The following is a 23,386-nucleotide window of genomic DNA, read 5'->3' as shown; positions in this document are numbered from 1 at the left end:
CCTTTTTATCACCAATCATGAAAATTTTAAGCCTAGCATTAACCAATCTTAACTCCCTAAAAGGTTCTTGGCACATCAATTTTACCCACGACACTTTTGTCAGAGATGGTATTTTTGCCATCATTGGGCAGACAGGTGCAGGCAAAACAACGATTTTGGACGCAATTTGCCTTGCTATTTATGGACAAACCCCTCGCATTAAGCAAATCAGCACCGCACACAACGAGCTGATGAGCATTGGTGCTGGTGAATGCATGGCGCAAGTTGAGATTCAAATAAACAATGACTGTTATCGATTTACTTGGCAACAAAGACGAGCAGGTGGTAAAGCAGACGGCAAATTACAAGCCATTCGCAGAGAGATTAGCCAAATCAAACACGCAGGCGACAACCATGGCAAAATTTTAGAAACCAAGCCAAGCCTATGCGACAAAAAAACCTTAGAAATCATGTGTATGAACTTTGAGCAATTTACCCGCTCGGTCATGCTTGCACAAGGTAATTTTGCAGCATTTTTAAAAGCAGATGCTGGCGAAAAAGGCGAAATATTAGAACAGATCACAGGCACAGAAATCTATGCCAAAATTGGCATCAAAGCCTTTGAAACTGAAAAATCTAAACGCCTTGCACTCATTAGTTTACAAGATAAATTAACCGACCTAAAAATCATGAATGATGAAGAATTTCATCAGCTTAGCAGTACCATCACCACCGACAAAACCACCTTGTCTGCACTCAAACAAACACTATCTACCACCGAACAGCACATCAAACAGCTTGAGTACAAGCGTGATTGCGAGCAGAAAATTTGTGAACTGCACAAATCCCTAACCACTCATCAGCAAAATTTTGACAGCTTTCATGACAAGTTCATCATTTTGGACAATGCCAAAAAAGCCTTTGAATTAGAAAGCAGTCATGCCACTTTATCACACCTAAGACAGCAACAAAACCACGGTCAAACAGAACAAAAACAACTACATCAAGCCCTAAAAACCGCCAAAAATCAGGTAAAGATAAGCCTTGAACAAAAATCATTTGCCGAAAAATCACTACATCGCATTCAAGATGAAGAACAAAAATACTTACCCATCTTTGACCAAGTGCGTAAACTTGATGGGCAGATTGGTCGTGCAAATGACCAGCTTTTACAATTACAAAGTGATGATGATAAATACGCAAAAGACCTAGAAGCCATTACCACAAATCTTGCCAAACACAATCAATCCAAACAAGACATTAAGAGCAAACTGGCACAAATCAACATCAACGAACAGCCCAGCAATAACGCTCAGCTTTTAGGTGCAATGACTGCCCATCAAGCAGAATTTCATCGTCAAATCATTCAACTATCACAATCCCAAGCCACGCTAAGCGATGACTTAGTCTCCTTTCATACATTAAATGCCGAACTTGAACAAAAGCGTCATCACTACCGCCAAAATAAAACCAAACTTGATGCTCATCAGACACAATTTGCCGAACTAGAACAAAAGTTTACCCTGCTGTCAAACTTACCCACACCCATTGATGGTGAGGCGATTTTACAATATGACGCATCGCTTAATCAAGACAGCCATCTTTGCACTCAATTGCGTCTTACCCTTGACTCACTACTTGCAGCACAAGACGAGCTTAATATTCATGAGGCTCATATCGATGACTGCCAAGTCAAAATCATCAAGATGCAAAAGACATCACAAGAACTTAAATCTCAAATCAATAACACACAAAAGAAAATCACCCAAGAAGAAAACATACTGATTGCCTTAGAACACAATCACGCCTTGCAAATTGAAGTTCAAACCTTACAAAAACGGCTACAAAACCTAGAAAACGGGCAGCCCTGCCCATTGTGTGGAGCAACCAATCACCCTTATAAAAACAGCCCAATACCCACCACAAATGATGACACAACCAATGCCATCAAGCAGACCAGCGATAAAATCAAAACACTAAATGACGAACTGCAAATTGCCATTCAAGCCAATCTCATCAATGATAACAATTTAGAAAATCTACATAAAAATTTGCAAGACCTACAAGAAAAAACACCAGTACTAACACAAAAAGTAAGCACTCTTGGCATTCAAATCATGCCACTTTGTCAGCATTTTGGATTTGAGTTAGATGGTATCAATGCACAACTGCTCGCTCAGCTAGACAGTATCGTCAATAACCAAATGCACCAAATTAGTGTCAAACTAAAAGATTTTAAAAATATTGAGCCGTCATTAAAAAACATACTCAACGACATCAGCCGAAACAAAGAGCAATCTCATAGCATTCAGCAAGACGGTGAATTACTCAAAAAACAAATTGAACTACACAAGAAAAACTTTGATAATCATTGGACGCAATTAACCAAAACTTGCCTTATGATTCAAGACAGCTTAGCCAAAATGGCATCTGTTTTTGAGCAAATGAGCAATACCGAACATCAAGGAAAATTAAGTGTAGATGAATTCAGCTTAGAAAATCTGGAGAATACAAAAGATTGGGGAAATTTGACAAATTTTAATCAGTTGCTTGATTTTGTTCTGCTGGCAGATATTTCAGACATGACAAAAGTATCATTGCGACACAACCAAGCTGTTGATGATGAGCTGATGAAAATCAATCAAGACATTTTAGAAAAAATTGATAATATTAATAAAAAATACCAAGACCGTCAGGCTCAAGTTGCACACAAACAACAGCTTGAACGCCAGCTTGATGGCATCATCATTCACATTGACCATCAGACACAAAAACAACAAGATCTGACACAAGCCAAACAAGATATCCACACAAGCATTCAAAAACTGTCCGATGACATACATCAGCTCAATCAAGCACGATTTGCCTTATTTGGCACAAAAAATGTTGATGATGAAGCCATGCTACTAAAAGAGCGTGTGAATAATATTAGTACAGACTATCATCGCGGCCTTACCGAGCTACACAAACACGAGCATGGCGTTGCATCATTGAGCGAGCGATTAAAAATATTAGAAGATCATCTAGAAGAACTCAATCAAGACATCAATGAAAAAGCAAGACAATTTGACATCGCCTTAACCAACAAGGGCTTTGCCAATGAGGCACAATTTTTGGCATCAAGGCTTGATAATAATGAGAGAATCATGCTAAGCGAACAGGCTGAGGCACTTTGCTATGCCATCAAAAAAACCACAGACAGTCTTGCTTGGGAGCAAGAGAATTTATCCAGATTAAATGACAGCATCGAAACAGACGATGGGCTTGATGAGTTGTATCAACGCAAAGAATTGATACATAACAAAGAGTGTGCATTATTACAAAACTTAGGCAAAAACCAACAATGCCTAAGTAATGCTCATCATGACCGCACCAAGCACTCTGAGCTGACCAAACTTATCGACCAAAAAAAGCAGGATATTGAAATCTGGGCAAAATTAAACGAACTCATCGGCTCAGCAGATGGCAAAAAATACCGCAACTTTGTGCAAGGTCTGACGCTTGAGATGATGCTTTTTTATGCCAATGAAGTGTTAGCACGCATGAATGAACGCTATATTCTATGCCGTGGTCATGATGATAAACTTTTAGAAATCCATGTCATAGACACACAGCAAGGCAACGAAGAACGCAGCACCAAAAACTTATCTGGCGGTGAGAGCTTCATCATCAGCCTAGCACTTGCACTTGGGTTATCCATGATGAGTAGCGAGAACATCCGCATTGATTCGTTATTTTTAGATGAAGGATTTGGCACATTGGACGAAGAGACCCTAGATATTGCACTTGATACACTCTCCGCCCTACAAGATGAGGGTAAAATGATTGGCATCATTTCCCATGTTACCAACCTAAAAGAACGCATTGGCACACAAATTATCGTTCACAAAGGCAATAATGGCACAAGCCGACTGTCTGGATTGGGAGTAAGCTCATCTGACAGTGTCTGATTTGTCAATATCAGTATTGTCAATGACCGCCAACCACCTGTTGCCACAATAATTTTTTTAAGTTGCCATCATCATTCATCTGAGTTAAGCTTGGCAATGGCATCGTTTCACCAAAATAGTCTACACCATCGGGCAGGACATTTAAAAATGCCACCTTTTGGGTAAAATCCCCAAGCATCTGCAAACGCAACACAAAGCCATCTAAGCACTTTTGGGCAAGAGTGGGTGAAACTTTCATCTCATCATTCATCGGATAGCTGATGCGATGAGTGCCAAACAATTGCTCATTTTGAGTTGCCCAATTAGACATTGCTGATTTTAATGATAGCCATATTGACCGTTCTTCATGTTGCGTTGTCATTACATCAACCATCAATACCCAATCACCCACCCGAATCCCTTCAAGCTCATATTTGATAGGCGTGTCAGTTTTTGTTTGATCTGGGGTGCTGGCAATATCATTTTGAGGAGTATTTTTAACAGCTTTATCCAAGCCATCATTGGGCAAAGCCGATGATTGACCAGCAACCACTGCTTTTACAGGTCGCTTTAAATCAATCAAAATAGATTCGCTAGACTTACCCAATGATTGTATTAATGATTTTGTTGTGCTGGCAACATCTTTTGTATTGTCATTTTTTGTATTGTCATCAATATTTTTATGAAAACGGTCAGCACAATAAGGAAAAACCACAATGCCAAGCGTGTCTTTTTGCACCCAATGCGTTACACCAAAATTTCTCAAAATATATACTTGCTGGGCAATGACAGATTGCTGGTTCATCATGAATCATTCGTCCAATTTTGAGGGCGTAATACGGCAAATGGAGTGATTTTCGGAAAATTGAGCACCCCATTTGCGGTATCCTTGCGTATCCAAATGAATCGCCCCTGTAGCATACAACCCCAAGCCAAACTCATACAACTTACCATTAAACAGCCAATATTCACATAATCTATTTTGCAATTGAAACATCTCATGACTACCCATATCAATATTAGGCACCCAGATATCCATCGCACCATTAGTCATGTGCTTACTGCTGACCGCCCCACCAGCACAGCGGTTTAAATCAGGGCTACGATACACCGAACGAATATGCGTATTGTCAGGCAAAATACCATTAAGTCGCAAATCATTAAACAATATGATGGTTGGAATCATCGCATCCCACAAAGCACGGGGTGGCACTTCGTATGGCTCATGTCCACATTCTTGCCATGAGCGTGCTGTTGTTAAAAGCTCATACATTGGCGGCAGCTGACCCAACCCCAAACGACTGGTCAAATATTGCTCATACTCAGCCACTTGTGGTGCAACATGAGGGTGTAACGCAAGCCATGCATCAAAATCTGCCTTTGTACCGACATTTCTAGGAATATCATGGTTATGGTCGTGATTGTGATTGTGATTGTGATTGTGATTGTGATTGTGATCAACATACAGCTGGCTGGGCGTGATGTTTTGATCTTTTTGCACAACTTTGATGGTCTTGATGGCTTGCACTCTTTTACCACCTTGACTTTGCAAGACAGGCATACTTTGCGTGCAAGCAGGCATCATCATCAATACAGATGATAACACAGCAGACAACAAGGTCGTGCTGACAAATGGTTTTTGCACCTTACTTATTATGCCCGTCATGCCACGTTCATCACGACTTTTTTTATCATTTTTCATGGTCATAACCTTGATCATATTTCAATGACACTTTAATTTTCATTATTGTAGGTTATTTTTACAGTTTTGGCAATTTACACAAAAATTTTAGTTCAATAAAATCAATAAAGCAACCCATCTAACAATCCCTTTAACCTCACTCATCTAAAAAAAATCATACAAAAGCAAATGCAACACGCCAGCCTATCATCAAATAACTATTAAATTGTATCAAAATCAGTTAAACTATTAAGTTTTAAAAAACATCAGATACATACTTTAAAAGTTAAATTTGTCCCAAGACGAATCAAAAACATAAAAAAGTATCTTTGTTTAACAACGCCCTAAAATTTAAAAACTTAACTTAATCATAGTTTTATTTATCCTGCACCCACCATGACCAATCAACAATATAGATTTTCACGCCAAAGCCACCACCTAAGAAGAGACCTAGAACCAAGCATTTGGCAGCGTTTACATATTGACCCATGGCTCACTTTGCTCTTAATGGCAATTTGCTTTATTGGGCTGACCGTACTGTATAGTGCATCAACACAAGACATGTCCATGGTGGTTCGGCAAATGGTGAGTTTTGGTATTGCCTTTACGGTGATGATTGGTATGGCACAAATTCCGCCAAGTTTTTATCGCACTTTCACACCTATTTTTTATGCCATAGGTGTGGTTTTACTCATTTTGGTGGAGTTAATTGGTGAGGTGCGTATGGGGGCACAACGCTGGATTCGCATTCCAGGTTTTGGCAGTGTGCAACCATCTGAATTCATGAAGCTGGGTATGCCCATGATGTGTGCATGGTATCTGTCTGACAAAGAATTACCACCGACCATTAAGACAGTTGGCATCACTCTTGGGATTATTTTGTTGCCTGTTGTACTCATTGCCAAAGAACCAGACCTTGGTACATCATTATTGGTAGCATCTAGCGGAATTTTTGTGCTATTTTTGGCAGGCTTGCCATGGTGGATGATTGGCTCAACAGTATTACTAAGCATACCTGCGATAGCAATCATGTGGCAATTTATCATGCACGACTATCAAAAAACTCGTGTACTTACTCTACTCAATCCCGAAGCAGATATGCTTGGCTCAGGCTGGAACATCACCCAATCTAAAATTGCCATTGGTTCAGGTGGCATGACAGGCAAAGGTTATCTTGAAGGCACTCAATCGCATTTGCATTTTTTACCCGAAGGCCATACAGATTTTATCATTGCTGCTTTTAGTGAAGAGTTTGGCTTGGCAGGTGTATCTTTACTCATGATATTTTATTTATGTCTACTGGCTCGGGCGTTGTATATTGCTCTTGTCAATCCAGACCCTTATTGTCGCTTGTTGGCAGGGGCTCTTTCAATGTCATTTTTTATTTATGTATTTGTCAATGTTGGTATGGTTGGCGGTATTTTACCCGTCGTGGGGGTCCCCTTACCATTCATCAGTTATGGCGGTACAGCAATCATCACACTGATGGCAGGATTTGGATTACTCACTTGCATACACACCCACACACACAAAAACAGCTAGCAATAATAACTGATGATAAAGCCCTCTACCGATATGATTTACCAAATTTTTTATACAACCATATGATTTTTATACATTTAATATACTTGTAATTTATTTTAATCATGCTAATATATAACCATAAGAAAAGCATGGATAAAATGGGTATGCTCTTAATATAGAGGTTTGGATATAATGCTCATTTTTTTTCCACTTTCTTAGATTGACTTGCTTATCACAGACAAACGCCTTAATTCATTGATTTTTTTAGCATTCATCCCCATATTGATAAAATAGATTTATCATGGACAGTGTGGATTTGTACGCTAAGTTTCAAAGTTAATAAGTCTGTGTCTGTATGAATAAGTCTATATGAGACAATCCTATTTGTGTAAACTTGATATTTGGCATGCTATCTTGCCAGATGATTTGCTAGGATTGCTCACAAAATACTCAAAAGAGGTTGTTATGAAACACATCACCAAGTACTTGCTAAGCACAAGCATCTTTTGTATATGTGCCATGCCAGCACTTGCAGAAGATAGTGCAAGCACCAACATTGACCAAGTGTTAAGCGAGCTGACTCGACAGCACAATGGTGCATCAAGTCTGATCAAATCAACTCGTCAGCCAACATCACTGACACTAAGCAGTCCACTATTGGTGCAAGCTACCAACCCTACCAAAACCAACACCGCACCTAAAAAAGATGACCCTGTCCTAGAAAAACTAACAGCTGTCGCCTCTAATACAGTAAACAAGTTTAAGCAAACAGGTTTGGCATCTTGGTATGGTCGCCAATTTCATGGTAAAAAAACCGCCAGTGGCGACACTTTTGATATGAATGCACTCACTGCTGCACATCGCTCGTTGCCACTCAACTGTTATATCAGAGTAACCAACAAAGACAATGGTAAGTCGGTTGTCGTAAGAATTAATGACCGTGGTCCATTTCATGGCGACCGTGTGCTTGATCTGTCTTATGGTGCCGCCAAAGCAATCGGGCTAACCCAGCGTGGCTCAGGCAATGTTGTGATTGAGCGACTTGATGAGTCATAGTCAAATCGGTATTCTTTAATCATATTTTAATCATAAAAAAACAAACCTAGCTTTAGGTTTATTTTTTTATATTTTAGTTACTTGTTAAGGCAAGTGGCATAGCAAAGTTATCAAATTATATTGATGATGCCAAATCAAAAGCATGGTTGATTGCATCATCAAGCCGATCTACCGCAATGACTTGAATGCCATAAAATTGGTCGCTATCAGCTTTTGGTGCATTGGCCCTAGAAATGATGGCGTGCGTAAAACCGTGCTTCATCGCCTCTCTTAGACGCTCTTGACCATTTGGTACAGGGCGAATCTCTCCAGACAACCCCACTTCACCAAAAACCGCAAGGCGAGGCGGCAAAGCTTTTTCCCTTAAACTTGATGCACAAGCAAGTAGCACTGCCAAATCTGAACCAGTTTCCATAACTTTGACACCGCCTACGACATTGACATAGACATCTTGACCATTCGTATAAATACCGCCATGACGATGCATGACCGCAAGCAACATAGATAGGCGTTGATAGTCCAACCCAAGTGCCATACGCCGTGGCTGGGCATGTGCATCATCAACAAGTGCCTGCACCTCAACCAACAGCGGTCTAGTACCTTCTCGACTGACCATCACCACCGAGCCTGCAATCGGTCGCTCATAACGGCTTAAAAATATCGCTGACGGATTGGCAACCTCCTTTAGCCCCATATCCGTCATGCCAAAAATACCCAGCTCATTGACCGCACCAAAACGATTTTTTACCGCACGAATCATACGAAACCGAGAATCACTTTCACCCTCAAAATATAGCACGGCATCAACCATGTGTTCAAGCACTCTTGGGCCAGCAAGCGCCCCTTCTTTGGTAACATGACCTACCAAAAACAGTGCTGTACCTGATTGTTTGGCATAGCGTGTCAAAATCGCTGCCGACTCACGAATCTGAGCCACGCCCCCAGGTGCAGACTGTATTACATCAGTAAATAAGGTCTGAATAGAGTCAATGATGGCAACAGCAGGCTGTTCGGTGGACAATGCCAAACAAATGGCATCAACATTGGTCTCAGCGAGCACCCTGAGGCGATCGGTGGGCAAACCAAGCCTTTTGGCACGCATGGCGACCTGAGATAAACTTTCTTCGCCCGTGATATAAAGCGCTGAACCTGCCAAAGAATCACTACTGGCCATATTAGTGGCAGTCTGCAATAAGATGGTGGATTTACCAATACCTGGATCGCCACCAATCAACACCACCGAGCCTGCAACCAGACCACCGCCCAACACACGATCAAACTCGCCAATTCCAGTTGGCATGCGTGTTTCAATCGTTACACCCACTTCATCAAGATTCATCACACCAGAGACCGCACCTGCATAGTTGGCATTTTTGGTGGTGGATTTTTTGGCAACTTTGTGTTTATGATGCGGCATGGCAATGTCTGGTGCCTCAACAAGCGAATTCCATTCACCACAGTCGGCACACTGACCAGACCATTTGCCAAAACTTGCACCACAAGATTGGCAGACATAAGATGATGATTTTTTTGACATTTTATCCCAAATTTAACAAGTATCTGATGATTTTTTCCAACTAAACAGTAAAATCTTTGCCCAAATAAACTTTTTGCACCAAATCATTCTCCAAAATATCATGTGGTGATCCTTCAGCAATGATGGCACCCTCAGAGACAATATAAGCTTTTTCACAGATCGATAAAGTCTCACGCACATTATGATCGGTGATAAGAACACCAATGCCACGCTCTTTTAGGGCATTGATGACTTCTTTGATGTCACCTACGGAGATAGGATCTACACCCGCAAAAGGCTCATCAAGCAGGATAAACTTTGGGTTGCTTGCCAAGGCACGAGCAATCTCACAACGACGACGCTCACCACCTGAAACACTCATGCCAAGCGAATGACGCACATGTTCTAGATAAAATTCTTGTATGAGCTTTTCAAGTTCTTGCAATTGACCCTTTTTATCCAAGTCTTGACGCATTTGCAACACAGATAGGATATTTTGCTCAATGGTAAGCTTTCTAAAAATTGACGCTTCTTGGGGCAGATAACCAATGCCCTGTGTAGCTCTTTGGTGCATGGGTTTTTTAGACAAATCAACATCGCCAAGCATCACTTGACCTTTGTCCATTGGCACCAGTCCAATGACCATATAAAAACTGGTTGTTTTGCCTGCACCGTTTGGACCCAAAATACCCACCACCTGACCTTGCCAGATTTCAAAGGATACATCTTTGACCACCCAACGCTCACCATAACGCTTGCCCAAATGACGCATTTTTAAGGCCATATCTGACATAATTTTCCTTAAAAAAAACCTTTTAAAGATAATGAATAAAACTAACGCAGGCTTTGTTGTGAACTGCTGGCACTTGGTGGAAATACCAATTCTACACGCTGACCACGACCCGAGTTAGCCTCTACATCACCTGCTTTTAGACTATAACGAATGGTATCTCCCGAGAAGCTTGAGCCTGCTTGGGTAAGTTTAGCATTGCCAGCCAAAGTTACAATACCTGTCTTTGCATCATAATCAATGCGAGTCGCCTGACCTTTGGCAAGCCCTTGCTTTTGGCTGATGGCCTGCTGAAAAACAGATGGTTTCCCTGTGGCAACAGCGTTTGTTATTTTGCGATCATTGCTTAGGCTGAGTGTAATATCGTCAGCGGTGATTTTGAGCGTTCCTTGCTCAATACTAACATTGCCAGAATAGGTCGTTACACCCGTGCGTTCAACATAGGTGGCACGATCAGCAAGCAGACGGATTGGCTGATTGGCATCAGATGGCAAAGCATTAGCAATACCAATCACCAATGGTAAACCAAGCACACTCGCAATAAGTACAGGCTTAATGAAGGTATGATTAATTGTCATAAATTTTCTCAATTTTTATAAATTTTTAAATGAATCATTGGCATTTTTAACCATCAAAAATCAATTAAAACAATGATTTATCCTTGCGTTCAATGGCATGATATTGCATTTTTATTTTGCTAAATTCATATTCACCCAAATTTAAGTCGGCTGTCATTTTAGCAGCATAAAACTCATCTTTACCATTTTTTACCAACAAAGACTCATTGCTTGTCAATTGACGCGATTTGACATTACCAAACAGCGTACGACCCTCAAAAACAAGTGCTAGCTTGGTATCAGTAGCCATTCGCATCATCACAAAACCATCTGAAATCTTTAAATTACCCGTGTATTGGTCAAGCGTGATACGCTTAGTAGTAATGACATATTTCTCACCTTGTGGCACCTGCCAGTTTAAGACGGCATCAAGCATCTCGTCTTCACCAGCAGCATTTTGCACAAGTGAATCAGCCGTCAAAGTGTACTCAACATCGCCTGTCTTTTCATTGGTCTGTACCGCCCTAATCTCATTGACTTCATATGCCACATTAGGCTTGATTGGAGCAACCGAAGCAAACTTAGTATCTTCTTGGTAAAAAAACCAAGCTACTACCATCATCACCAACACACCAAGCACACTTAAAATTCTAACATTCATGCAGTCATCGCTATTTTTACACTATTTTTTGTTAGTCAATCATATTTTTTGCTGGTCAGTCATAAAAATCGCTGAATAAAATCATCATATTTACCCTGTGCTTTTAATATCAACTCGCACACTTCTCTGACCGCCCCATCACCACCTTTTTTTATGGTAACGACATCAGCAACTTGCTGAACAATATCTGCACCATTTGGCACGCTCACACCAAGGCCTGCCTCATCAATTGCCTTCAAATCAGGCCAATCATCACCCATATAAGCACATTCTTCTAAGGAAAATCCCAATTGTTCTGCCAAAGCAGAAAGTGCCACAAACTTATCATCACGCCCTTGTACCACATGATGAATACCAAGCTCAGTTGCACGACGAGCAACCATCGGTGATGTACGCCCTGTAATGATGGCAAGGATGATGCCCATTTCTTTTAATGCCACCAATCCCATGCCATCTTGCACATGAAAAGCTTTGGTTTCAACATCATAAGAATTATAGATGATTTTGCCATCAGATAAGATGCCATCAACATCCATGGCAAAGAGTTTGATTTTTTTGGCCTTATCTAGTACAGCATTTGGTACAATCTTGGTGTCGTTCATTTGATTTTCCATTTTTTTGATTTTAGCTCACGCCTGCCTTGATCACATCATGAATGCTTAGTACGCCTTGCAACTTACCACCATCAAGCACCAAAAGCTGACCAATACTGTGTTCATTCATCATGGTCAAAGCATCTGACACACGCATCTCACTTGTGGTAGATTTAGGCGTGCGTGTCATGATGCTGGCAATTTGTACTGACAAATCGGTATGCTCAGCAAGTTTTCGGCGTAAATCACCATCGGTAAACACCCCAACCACATCATGATTAGCATTAACAATGACTGCCAAACCCAATCTGCCTGCTGTCATCACCAACAAAGTTTCATGCAAACTTGCAGATTCATTCACCACAGGCAAGTTCTCCGAATGCATCAAGTCTTGTACTTTTGTCAGCAGCTTTCGCCCCAATGCTCCCGCTGGGTGAGACAAGGCAAAATCATGACTGGTAAACCCACGAGCGTGAAGCAACGCCACCGCAAGTGCATCGCCAAGTGCCAGTGTTGCTGTTGTACTAGAAGTCGGTGCAAGTCCGAGTGGACAAGCCTCTTCGGATTTCCCCAAAGTCAGTACAATGTCAGCAGACTTCGGCAAAAATCCTCGCTGATCACGGCTGATGCTGATGAGTGGGATATTTAACTGCTTTACCACAGGGATAAGCATGCGAATCTCATCTGACTCACCAGAATTTGAAATGGCAATCAAGACATCGCCTTTGACCAGCATACCCAAATCACCATGCCCTGCCTCTGCTGGGTGTATAAAAAAAGCAGGCGTGCCTGTTGAGGCAAGCGTTGCGGCAATCTTACGCCCGATATGTCCGCTCTTACCCATGCCAGTAACGACCACACGCCTATTGCACGCCAAAATCACCTTGCACGCTTCAACAAATCGCTCATCAAGCTCTTCAATAAGCAAATCCAAAGCACGCTGTTCGGTACGAATGGCGTTCATCGCATTTGTAAGAAAATCTGTATTGTGATTATTTGCTGTATTCATACGCTCACCAAATTGGCTTTTTTTATAAAACTTAAAATCAAATTTTAAGAATTGGTTGTTTTATTTTTAAGATTTTAGGCTTTTTATCTTAGTTATTTTAGGCTTTTTTCACAAAGAATCAATGGCTCATCATATCATATTTAAATACATTTTCGGTCAATTAGCCCCAATTTTTTAGACCATGTATGACCAAAAACCAAGTAATTTAAAGGCCGTTTCTAGCCAAAAAGCCAAACACACACAATGACTGTGACTAAAAAGACATAACGCCCCACCCATGCGTTGTGGCGAAAGGCCTTAAAGCAATCTAGTCTTTGTTTTTTTTGAATAAGTAAGTACTGATAAACAAACAAACCAAGCACAGGGAGTAACAACCATTTTGCCCACAGACCAAAATAATACATGAACGATAATGCCATCAGTATCAAAAACACCATCATCAACATCATAATCGCCATCACATCATAGCGACCAAATAAAATGGCAGTAGATTTTACACCAATTTTAACATCATCATCTCGATCGCACATCGCATATTCGGTATCATACGCCACCGTCCAACACATATAAGCCACAAACAACACCCAGCCCCACACACTGACATGGCCCAATGTCGCCACATATGCCATCGGAACAGCCCAGCCGAATGCTGCTGCCAAGACAACCTGTGGTAGGTGCGTATGACGCTTCATGAACGGATAAATAAAAGCCAATAGCAACGCCCCAAGCGACCAATAAAACACCTGAATGGGCAGAAAAAACAACAAGCAAGCACAAAGCAAAGACAACCCCAAAAAAGTTATCACCGCTGTCTTGGCAGACAACCGCCCATCAACAAGCGGACGGTCTTTGGTGCGTTTGACCTTGCCATCAACCTTTCGGTCAGCAAAATCATTAATCGCACAACCTGCCGCACGCATGAACACCGCCCCAAGTGCAAAAATCAGTATGCGCTCAATATCTGGCAACTTACCAAGCTCTGCGTTTGCCAAGAACAACGACCATAAGGTTGGGTACAGCAAAAGCTCCGTCCCCACAGGTTTATCAAAGCGTGTTAATTGTAGCCATGCAATCAGTTTTTGTCTAAAGGTCATGTTTATCGCTCTTTCATCTTAGCTTTTATCAGGCTTATTATCCATCTGGTGATGGGCAAATTTACTGACCTCCACCGCCTGCAATAGGTTTAATTCGCTAAACTCCTGACGCAATGACTTAACCGCCTTCATTTGGTCTTTGTGCTGATGAACCAACTCGGTATAGCGAGCGATATATTTACTTTTATCCATCGCTTGCCACAACTGTTTGATTTTGCGTCTTAATGAAAAATTCTGCCAAGTCATGACAAGCACAACAAACAACACCAAATACTCATACTGCATGGATATCTCCTTTTTTATTTGTCATATTTATCAAAACGAATCGCATCATTTGCCACGCTTTGGGCTGGATATTGGTTTGACAAATGTGGTGCAAAAACTGGGCGTTTTACCACCACTTTTCCATCATCATTTAATCTAGATTTGGCAAAAGATAAAAAATTTTGCTCATCATCAATGCTTGGTGCAACCACTAGCCCATGGAGCAGCTGCATATTTTTATTGACTTTTGCTGAATAGCTGGCAGAAGGAAACATGGGGTCAAGATATACCAAATCCACTTTTGGCAAATTTTGTAAAAAACTAAAATCTAAAAAATCACCGTGATGAATGCTGATTCTACCAAGTAATTTTTGCCAGTTTACATGAGCATTCATCACATCATATTCATAAAATAACAACAAAGCAACAAGTGGGTTTTGCTCAATCATTGCCACACTTGCTCCTGTGCTCGCCAAAATCAGCCCATCATGCCCAAATCCTGCCGTGCCGTCTATCGCACTCATGCCAGCATTTAATTTACACACTTGTAAAATCAGCTCGGATTTGCGTCCAGCCGTAACAATACGCTTGGTTAAAGACGGCCAATTCAAATAAGATTTGACAATATCGCCATTGTCAATCTTAATTAAAGTAGGCGTATTTTTGATGATGGCGATGATGGTTTTGTCATCACACTCACCAGATAACGACAAAATGAATTTGTTGCTCAGCTTTGGCAAAGCATGAAACGACAAAGCCAAATTTAGTGCCTTTGTCTGATTGATGAACTGCAATTTATCAAAAATCAATTCATCATCTTGATTGGTTCCGACAACCAAAATCTCCATCAGTTTAACCTTGAACCTGATAGCCAAACATAAAATACATCAGCAGAACAACCACGCCTGTCAGGATACGCAGATAAGCAAAAATCATAAAATCCCTCTTAGACACCCAAGTTACCATAAAGCGAATACAAAGCAATGCCACAATGAATGAGACCACCACTCCCAAGCCCAAAATCACCCAATCTTGCCCTGTTTGCAACGCTTGTTTTTTATCCAATAAATCCAGCAAGGCCGCACCAACAAGCACAGGAATGCCCAAAAAAAATGAAAATTCAGTTGCTGCCTTTCGGGACGCACCAAACCATAATGCACCGATGATGGTCGCCCCAGAACGAGAAGTGCCGGGAATGAGTGCAAGACATTGGACCAAACCAATTTTTAGAGCTGTTTTAAAATCCATTTGTTCAGCTTCCATTACCTTAATGGGTCGTGGGCGTTTTTCAACATACATGATGAACAACGCACCGATAATGAGCATGGTTGCCACAATGAGCGGATGAAATAGCATTGTTGTGATCAAGTCTTTGAATGCAAAACCCATGACCATGACAGGTATGGTGGCGATGATGAGTGCACCACCAAGCCCTCTGGGGCTGTTCATGCCATTCGCTCTGCCTGTTAGCAGACCCATAAATGCCGACCACAGTCGACCCCAATAGTCATAGATGACCGCCAAAATCGCCCCAAGCTGAATAACTACAATAAACAAATCTCGCTTATCTTTGCTCCAAAAATCCATCATATCGCCAAATAAAATCAAGTAGCCCGTACTAGAAATCGGTAAAAACTCTGTAATACCCTCAACGATGCCCATGATAACAGCTTTGATAAACAACAGTATGTCCATGAATTTTCTAACTCATATGATTGATTTTTATTAATTTTTATAACAATAACAAATGAAAATGACAAAAAAATAAAATTATTTTTTGCCTTGCTCCGCTAAAGTTTTCCACGCATTATGACGCAAATACACTGGCAAAGCATTGTCTGCGGTTGTTCCACCATTTTTTAAAAATTCAGCATAAGCAATTTTACCGATGTCATAAGCAGTCGGTCTATACAAAACTTTCGTGCCATCAGTTTGAATAAAATCACCGCCATCACCAATCACAATATCAGCATTGACTTGACTTTCATAGGGTAATAACTGTTCATCAGCAACTTGGATTGGCTGGCTATTTTTAATTTGATAAAAACATACATAAACTTCATTTTGGCGAGCATCAATACAACTTGCGATGGTTGTGCCATTCATCAAGCTGTTTTGCATACAAAAACCATTTGTCAATGCTTGCAAGCTTGATACACCCACACAAGCAATGTCATGTGCAAAAGATAATGCTTGCACAACTGCCGTATTAATACGAATGCCACTAAATGCACCTGGGCCACGGTTAAAGGCGAGCAAATCAACATCATCAAGATGGGCATCATTCGCCCTAAGTAGCTCATCTATCATCGGTAGGATAATTTCTGTTTGACCACGAGCACCCTCGGTGGTTTTTTGAGCGATCAATTTATGATTGTCCAGCAGTGCAACAGAGCATTGCTCAAACACTGTATCAAAAGCGATTAACATAAGAATTTACTTGACTGATTTAGTTTGGTTTATTGTTTGGTTTGTTTTTTAAGTTGCTTAGCTTAGATGATATAAAATAATGCAGAGAGTAAAAAAAGCATAAAAACACCCAAACTGTCTGCTAGGTGTTTTTATGAATCAAAAACTCAAAAACGCTTTTTGAAATTAGGCAACTGACCTTCCATTGCTTTGATTTGCTTTTGCATCTCTTCCACGCTTGGCATATTATTTGGGTCAAGACCCAGCTCGCTCATGGATTGTCGCATCTGCGTTTCATTCATGCCTGCCTGACCTTTATTACCACCAAACAACGGACCACCGCCTGACATACCCTTAGTTAGACCTTGCACCGCCTTCATCATTTTTCCAATACCATCAGGACGGCTAATCATTTTCATCATTCTTGCCATCTGCTTGTGTTGTTTTAGCAGGCGGTTTACATCTTGTATCTGTTTACCTGAACCTGCAGCGATACGGCGTTTGCGACTTGGGGTAATTTTGTCAGGGTTTTGGCGTTCAAATGGGGTCATTGAATGAATCAGCGCCTCCATTTCTTTAACCTTTTGTTCAGGTCTGGCCTCTTCCATTGCTTTTTGTAAGTCTGCACCACCCATGCCTGGCATCTTATCCAAAAATCCCGCCATACCACCAAGATTTTTCATTTGCTGAAATTGGTTTAGCAAGTCCTCCAAATCAAAATCACCACCTTTTTGGAGTTTTTTGGCCATGCGTTCGGCTTGTTCACGGTCAATTTTACTTTCAACCTCTTCAACCAAAGAAAGTACATCGCCCATGCCCAAGATACGCTGAGCAATACGCTCAGGGTGAAATAATTCAAGTGCTTCTAGTTTTTCACCACGCCCCAAAAATTTAATTGGCTTGCCAGTAATTGCACGCACTGAAAGTGCCGCACCGCCACGGGCATCGCCATCTGTTTTGGTCAAAATCACACCAGTCAAAGACAGTGCATCATTAAAGGCTTTGGCGGTATTGGCCGCATCTTGACCTGTCATACTATCCACAACAAACAAAGTCTCGCTCGGATTGACAGCCTGCGTCAACTCCTTAATTTCCTTCATCATCTCCTCGTCAATCGCTAGGCGACCTGCCGTATCAATGATAAGAATGTCAGCATATTTTAACTTCGCCTCCTCAATGGCACGGCGAGCAATATCAATTGGATTTTCACTTGTGCTAGATGGAACAAACATCGCACCAACCTGACCTGCTATAAATTCAAGCTGATTAATCGCTGCAGGACGATACACATCCGCCGAAACAAGCATGACCTTTTTGTTTTGTTTTTCTTGTAAAAACTTAGCCAGCTTGCCTGCGGTGGTCGTCTTGCCAGCCCCTTGCAAGCCTGCTAAAAGATACACCACGGGCGGTTTGCCTGTCATTGCAAGCGACTGGTTGGCCGAGCCCATCATCTCGGTCAGCTCATCATAAACAATCTTAACAAATGCTTGACCAGGTTGTAGCTCTTTTAAAACCTCCCGACCCAGTGCTTGCTCTTTAACTTTGGCGACAAATTCACGCGCTACAGGCAGTGCCACATCAGCTTCTAATAGTGCCATGCGTACTTCACGAAGGGTGGATTTGATATTGTCTTCGCTAAGCTGTGATGTACCTGTGATGTTACGCAGGCTACCAGAGAGTCTTTGAGTTAAGGTATCAAACATAATTTTTCCAAGATGACTTTTACAATTAAATAAACTGGTGCCTATTGTAAGCCAAAATGAATAATTATGCCAATGCAAATTAAAGTTTATGGAAGAATTGGCAGATTTACCCAGCATCAATTAAACCAATTCATCCATCAAGCCAATACATTAAATCGGTGCATCAAGTTAAAATGATGAGCCAACGACAACCCTAAGAATGCTACTTTACACCTTTTGTGAATTTTGCTATACTTTTTTGCCATTGACGGTCAATTCAATCATCAGCATAAATTTTAATTTTTCATGTAAAAATAGCAAGATTGACGGTCGTTAACTGGGCCTTTATCGTCATTTTAACGCAAATACAGAGTTGTATTTTAGGGGTTGCCATGCTGACTATTTATCTTGTAACTGCGTTGATTTATGCCATCACAGGCCTAAATTTATACCAAAAACTCGCCAAAGAGCAACCCATCAACAAAACCCAAACACTCATCACTTTGCTCATCGGTGCAACATTACACGCATTTTTGTTGTATCCAAAAATCATTACGCCATACGGACTAAATTTTAATATTTTTAATACCATCAGCCTGATCAGTTTGTTTTTTTTGATATTTTTTGCATTGTTTAGCCTATACCGCCCGATTTTAAGCTTGGGCATTTTGGCAACACCTGTATCTTTTATTGGACTTAGTATTGGCCATTTGGGAAAAGCAGCTTACGAGCCACTTATTCACTTAAGTCCATTTTTGCAACTACATATTCTGCTGTCATTTGCGGCTTACTGCGTACTACTTATGGCAACAGTGCAGGCGGTCATGCTGCGATTGCAAATTCAAGAACTCAAACGCCGTACCATTCATCGCTTTTGGGTGAGCAAGTTGCCAAGCTTACAAAGTATGGAGAGCCTACTGTTTGACATGATTTTGATGGGGTTTGTGATTTTAAGCGTGGCACTGGGCTTAGGTATGGTGGCAACTTACGACATCATGGCACAACACATCGCTCACAAATTATTTTTTAGCGTACTGTCTTGGGTGGTTTTTGGCATATTCATCATTGGACACTACCGTTTTGGCTGGCGTGGCAAGCGTGCGGCAAATTTCACCATTTATGGCTTTATTCTGCTTGCTGTCGGCTTTATTGGTTCAAAAGCAGTGATGGATTTGTTGGTCTGACATCTAAACAAGCAAACCAACCCCTCAGTTAAAAAATACTACAAACTGATTATTGTCATTCATATAACCCCTGATATTAAGCCATTCAATCTTAATAAAACAAAAAACTGCCCAATTTTTAGGCAGTTTTTTTATTGCTGGTGCAAAATAAATTAACGAATACCAGCCTCCAACTCCGCTGCTTCGACAGTTTGGCGAATCAGCGTATTGATTGTCATTGGACCCACGCCACCTGGCACAGGCGTATAAGCCGCCGCAATGCTCTCAATGCCATTAAGTTCAATGTCACCACAGCCACCTTGTGGCGTTGGGTGAAAGCCTGCATCAATGACCACCGCACCCTTTTTAATCCAGTCTTTTTTAATCAATTCTGGCACGCCCACAGCACCAACCACAATGTCTGCCTGCCTGATATGCTCAGCAAGATTTTGTGTGCGTGAATGACAAATGGTTACAGTGCAATTAGCATTTAAGAGCATGGCAGCCATAGGTTTGCCCAAAATCGCACTACGACCAACAACAACCGCATGCTTACCAGACAGCTCTATATCATAATGATTTAATAGGTGCATGATGCCCTGAGGAGTGCAGGAACCATAGGCAACTTCACCCATCGCCATACGCCCATAACCTAGGCAAGTTACACCGTCCACATCTTTGGCAAGACTAATGCGATCAAAACACGCACGCTCATCAATCTGCTCTGGCACAGGGTGTTGTAGCAAGATGCCATGCACATCAGGATTGGCATTAAGTTCATCAATTTTATCAAGTAACTCCTGGGTGGTGGTACTTTGTGGCATCTCCACACGAATGCTATCCATACCAATGCGTTTGCAGGCATTACCTTTCATACGCACATAGGTTGCTGATGCAGGGTCATCACCCACCAAGATGGTCGCCAAAATGGGTGTCCGCCCTGTTTTTTCTTTTAAATTTGCCACTCGTGCCGACAGCTCGCTTTCAATTGAGCGTGCCAACGCTTTACCGTCCAAAATCTGTGCCATAACCATTTCCTTAAACCAAAATTAGATAAATACACAAAAAACAGCGGGATTAAAATAAGAAAATTCCTACTTAGCCACCGCATTTTTAGGCGTAGATTGTAGCACATTAAAGCGTAGTTTTTCCACACCCGAAGATGGGCTTTGTGCTGTATTTTGCTCGGACAAATCTATGCTGTTGCCATCATTTAATAAAACCTGCACCACGCCACCATTCACAAGCTCACCAAATAAAATCAATTCAGCAAGTGGTTTTTTAATTTCATTTTGAATCAGGCGTGCCATTGGTCTTGCACCCATCAATCTGTCATGGCCTTTCTTGGCAAGATAGTCTCGCACCCCATCACCTATTTCCAAAACAACATTCTTATCGTCAAGTTGGGTTTGTAACTCTACAATAAACTTATCCACGACCAAAGCCATTACTCGTTCATCAAGCGGTGCAAAACTGATGACTGCATCTAGGCGGTTACGAAACTCTGGTGTAAAAGTGCGTTTGAGTGCATCAAAGTTGTCAGTTGAGTGGTCTTGATGAGTAAAACCCATTGATGCACGACTGATGCTCTGTGCACCAACATTGGTTGTCATGATGAGAATGACTTGTTTAAATGACACCATGCGTCCATTATTATCCGTCAGCGTGCCATGGTCCATGACTTGCAAAAGCAGATTAAATACATCAGGGTGGGCTTTTTCAATCTCATCAAGCAATAACACCGAATGTGGGTGTTTATGGATTTTTTCAGTCAAAAGACCACCTTGATCAAAGCCTACATAACCTGGAGGCGAACCAATCAGCCGTGATGCGGTGTGCGCCTCCATATACTCACTCATATCAAACCGCACAAATTCCACGCCCAGCATAAAGGCAAGCTGCTTACAGACCTCTGTCTTGCCCACACCAGTAGGACCTGCAAACATAAAAGCACCAATTGGTTTATCAATAGGTTTTAGCCCTGCACGAGCCAATTTGATGGCAGATGAGATACTTTCAATCGCCTCATCTTGCCCAAAAATGACATGTTTTAGGTTGCGTTCAAGATTTTTTAAAGTCTTTTTATCATCTGTTGAGACAGACTTTGCTGGAATGCGTGCCATTTTCGCCACCACCTCTTCAATCATGGCAACATCAATCACAGTAGGTTCATCACCGCCCTTACCAAGCATTTTAACCCTAGCACCCGCCTCATCAATAACATCTATCGCTTTATCAGGCAAAAATCTATCCTGAATGTATCGTGATGACAAGTTGGCTGCCGATTCTAATGCTTCATCGGTATAATACACTCGATGATGGTTTTCATACTTTTCTTTCAACCCTTGCAAAATCCCCACTGTATCCACCACAGATGGTTCAGTAACATCAATTTTTTGAAATCTACGAGATAAAGCATGGTCTTTTTCAAAAATTTGCCGATATTCATTAAAGGTGGTTGAGCCAATACAACGAAGCTCACCATTAGAAAGAGCAGGCTTGATGAGATTAGACATATCCATCGTACTGTTCATGGTGGAACCAGCCCCAATCACGGTATGAATCTCATCAATAAAGAGTATGGCATTTGGTGTATTTTTTAGGGTAGCTAACAGCTCTTTCATACGATTTTCAAAATCACCACGAAACTTTGTGCCTGCGACAAGCGAGCCAATTTCAAGGCTATGAATCACTGTTTTGCTCAATGCTTCTGGTGCTTTACCATTGACAATCAACCACGCCAATCCCTCAGCAATGGCAGTTTTACCCACGCCTGCTTCACCAACCAGTAACGGATTATTCTTGCGACGACGACACAACACCTGCACTGTGCGTTCAATTTCAGCATTTCGCCCAATCAATGGGTCAATTTGTCCATTTTTTGCACGCTCGTTCAGGTTGATGGTAAAATCATTCAGCGGATTTGCGGATTTTTTAGTGGTTTTTTTGATATTTTGGGTATGTTTAATGCCCTCTTCTTTGTCTTTTTTATTATGCGATAAATAACGAAGCACACGCAGTTTATTCACATCACAATTTTGCAAGAAGTATACCGATTGCGAATCTTTTTCGTTGAATATCGCCACCAACACATCAATACAATCAATCAGACGCTCTACCCCACTTGACTGCTGATGCCAGATGGCTCGTTGTAATACTCGCTCACAGCTTTTGGTGGGTTTAATGTGAGCGTGATCATTGGCAGTTTTTGGCACATAATTGGATAAATAAATTTTTAATTCATCGCTTAATGCACTAATATCCACGCCAAAATCAGTCAGCATTTCACTCACCGAATCACTGCCTAACAACCCAAGCAATAAATGCTCTATCGTAATGAACTCATGACGGTGTTTTTTGGTATACTTCTCAATCTGTTGTCGTACGGTTTCAAAATCTGTGCTGAACATTATTTTTCCTAATTTTTCCCATAAAAAATCTTCAAAACAGCCATTAAGACTTAGACATCACCACCCACC

The 23,386-nt window shown here is 41.3% G+C and carries 20 protein-coding genes; 4 read left to right on the top strand and 16 right to left on the bottom strand.

Features of this window, described 5'->3' with window-relative positions:
- The first annotated feature begins 17 nt into the window (after positions 1 to 17).
- Entirely contained in the window at positions 18 to 3,929 is a 3,912-nt protein-coding gene (locus tag U9670_RS03045; protein ID WP_323841328.1) for an AAA family ATPase, read from the top strand.
- Positions 3,930 to 3,948: 19 nt separating this feature from the next.
- Here the strand turns inward: U9670_RS03045 and U9670_RS03040 are convergent, their stop codons facing one another.
- Positions 3,949 to 4,713: a hypothetical protein gene (locus U9670_RS03040; protein ID WP_323841327.1), complete on the bottom strand. Its 765-nt coding sequence runs from the start codon at positions 4,711 to 4,713 to the stop codon at positions 3,949 to 3,951.
- A 6-nt stretch (positions 4,714 to 4,719) separates the two neighbouring features.
- Positions 4,720 to 5,610 (bottom strand): D-Ala-D-Ala carboxypeptidase family metallohydrolase, encoded by an 891-nt coding sequence (locus tag U9670_RS03035; RefSeq protein WP_323841326.1) that lies wholly within the window; start codon positions 5,608 to 5,610, stop codon positions 4,720 to 4,722.
- Between the two features lie 375 nt (positions 5,611 to 5,985).
- On the opposite strand from U9670_RS03035, the gene rodA reads away from it, so the two are divergent.
- Positions 5,986 to 7,131, top strand: a complete 1,146-nt coding sequence (gene rodA / locus U9670_RS03030) for a rod shape-determining protein RodA (protein WP_323841325.1) — start codon at positions 5,986 to 5,988, stop codon at positions 7,129 to 7,131.
- A 447-nt stretch (positions 7,132 to 7,578) separates the two neighbouring features.
- Positions 7,579 to 8,169, top strand: coding sequence for a septal ring lytic transglycosylase RlpA family protein (locus tag U9670_RS03025; protein WP_323841324.1), 591 nt, complete (start codon positions 7,579 to 7,581; stop codon positions 8,167 to 8,169).
- A 115-nt stretch (positions 8,170 to 8,284) separates the two neighbouring features.
- Here U9670_RS03025 and radA read toward each other — a convergent pair whose 3' ends face one another.
- The 12 genes from radA to ffh form a co-directional block, all read right to left on the bottom strand.
- The gene (gene radA / locus U9670_RS03020; RefSeq protein WP_323841323.1) at positions 8,285 to 9,706 is read right to left on the bottom strand and encodes a DNA repair protein RadA; all 1,422 of its coding nucleotides are present in this window, start codon (positions 9,704 to 9,706) and stop codon (positions 8,285 to 8,287) included.
- 40 nt (positions 9,707 to 9,746) lie between these two features.
- Complete coding sequence (gene lptB / locus U9670_RS03015) at positions 9,747 to 10,478, bottom strand: LPS export ABC transporter ATP-binding protein (RefSeq protein ID WP_323841322.1); 732 nt, start codon at positions 10,476 to 10,478, stop codon at positions 9,747 to 9,749.
- A 41-nt stretch (positions 10,479 to 10,519) separates the two neighbouring features.
- Positions 10,520 to 11,053, bottom strand: a complete 534-nt coding sequence (gene lptA / locus U9670_RS03010; protein WP_323841321.1) for a lipopolysaccharide transport periplasmic protein LptA — start codon at positions 11,051 to 11,053, stop codon at positions 10,520 to 10,522.
- Between the two features lie 64 nt (positions 11,054 to 11,117).
- Positions 11,118 to 11,693: an LPS export ABC transporter periplasmic protein LptC gene (gene lptC, locus U9670_RS03005; protein WP_323841320.1), complete on the bottom strand. Its 576-nt coding sequence runs from the start codon at positions 11,691 to 11,693 to the stop codon at positions 11,118 to 11,120.
- Positions 11,694 to 11,752: 59 nt separating this feature from the next.
- The gene (locus tag U9670_RS03000) at positions 11,753 to 12,295 is read right to left on the bottom strand and encodes a KdsC family phosphatase (RefSeq protein ID WP_323841319.1); all 543 of its coding nucleotides are present in this window, start codon (positions 12,293 to 12,295) and stop codon (positions 11,753 to 11,755) included.
- A 22-nt stretch (positions 12,296 to 12,317) separates the two neighbouring features.
- Positions 12,318 to 13,295: a KpsF/GutQ family sugar-phosphate isomerase gene (locus U9670_RS02995; RefSeq protein ID WP_323841318.1), complete on the bottom strand. Its 978-nt coding sequence runs from the start codon at positions 13,293 to 13,295 to the stop codon at positions 12,318 to 12,320.
- A 218-nt stretch (positions 13,296 to 13,513) separates the two neighbouring features.
- Positions 13,514 to 14,389 (bottom strand): 4-hydroxybenzoate octaprenyltransferase, encoded by an 876-nt coding sequence (ubiA, locus tag U9670_RS02990; RefSeq protein ID WP_323841317.1) that lies wholly within the window; start codon positions 14,387 to 14,389, stop codon positions 13,514 to 13,516.
- 18 nt (positions 14,390 to 14,407) lie between these two features.
- Entirely contained in the window at positions 14,408 to 14,674 is a 267-nt protein-coding gene (locus U9670_RS02985; RefSeq protein ID WP_323841316.1) for a hypothetical protein, read from the bottom strand.
- Positions 14,675 to 14,688: 14 nt separating this feature from the next.
- The gene (locus U9670_RS02980) at positions 14,689 to 15,501 is read right to left on the bottom strand and encodes a class I SAM-dependent methyltransferase (protein WP_323841315.1); all 813 of its coding nucleotides are present in this window, start codon (positions 15,499 to 15,501) and stop codon (positions 14,689 to 14,691) included.
- A gap of 4 nt (positions 15,502 to 15,505) precedes the next feature.
- Positions 15,506 to 16,348, bottom strand: a complete 843-nt coding sequence (locus tag U9670_RS02975; RefSeq protein WP_323841314.1) for an undecaprenyl-diphosphate phosphatase — start codon at positions 16,346 to 16,348, stop codon at positions 15,506 to 15,508.
- Between the two features lie 75 nt (positions 16,349 to 16,423).
- On the bottom strand, positions 16,424 to 17,083 hold the full coding sequence (tsaB, locus tag U9670_RS02970) for a tRNA (adenosine(37)-N6)-threonylcarbamoyltransferase complex dimerization subunit type 1 TsaB (protein WP_323841313.1): 660 nt from the start codon (positions 17,081 to 17,083) through the stop codon (positions 16,424 to 16,426).
- Between the two features lie 146 nt (positions 17,084 to 17,229).
- Positions 17,230 to 18,765: a signal recognition particle protein gene (gene ffh, locus U9670_RS02965; RefSeq protein WP_323841312.1), complete on the bottom strand. Its 1,536-nt coding sequence runs from the start codon at positions 18,763 to 18,765 to the stop codon at positions 17,230 to 17,232.
- A 371-nt stretch (positions 18,766 to 19,136) separates the two neighbouring features.
- Between ffh and U9670_RS02960 the strand changes: the two genes are divergently transcribed.
- On the top strand, positions 19,137 to 19,928 hold the full coding sequence (locus U9670_RS02960) for a cytochrome C assembly family protein (protein WP_323841311.1): 792 nt from the start codon (positions 19,137 to 19,139) through the stop codon (positions 19,926 to 19,928).
- A gap of 152 nt (positions 19,929 to 20,080) precedes the next feature.
- Here the strand turns inward: U9670_RS02960 and folD are convergent, their stop codons facing one another.
- A complete protein-coding gene (gene folD / locus U9670_RS02955) occupies positions 20,081 to 20,935 on the bottom strand; it encodes a bifunctional methylenetetrahydrofolate dehydrogenase/methenyltetrahydrofolate cyclohydrolase FolD (protein WP_323841310.1) in 855 nt (284 codons plus the stop codon).
- A gap of 66 nt (positions 20,936 to 21,001) precedes the next feature.
- A complete protein-coding gene (gene clpA / locus U9670_RS02950; RefSeq protein ID WP_323841309.1) occupies positions 21,002 to 23,317 on the bottom strand; it encodes an ATP-dependent Clp protease ATP-binding subunit ClpA in 2,316 nt (771 codons plus the stop codon).
- Positions 23,318 to 23,386: the final 69 nt, after the last annotated feature.

It is taken from the genome of Moraxella tarda, assembly GCF_035181405.1.
Lineage (GTDB): Bacteria > Pseudomonadota > Gammaproteobacteria > Pseudomonadales > Moraxellaceae > Moraxella.
This window is presented reverse-complemented; position numbering and strand designations above follow the sequence as displayed.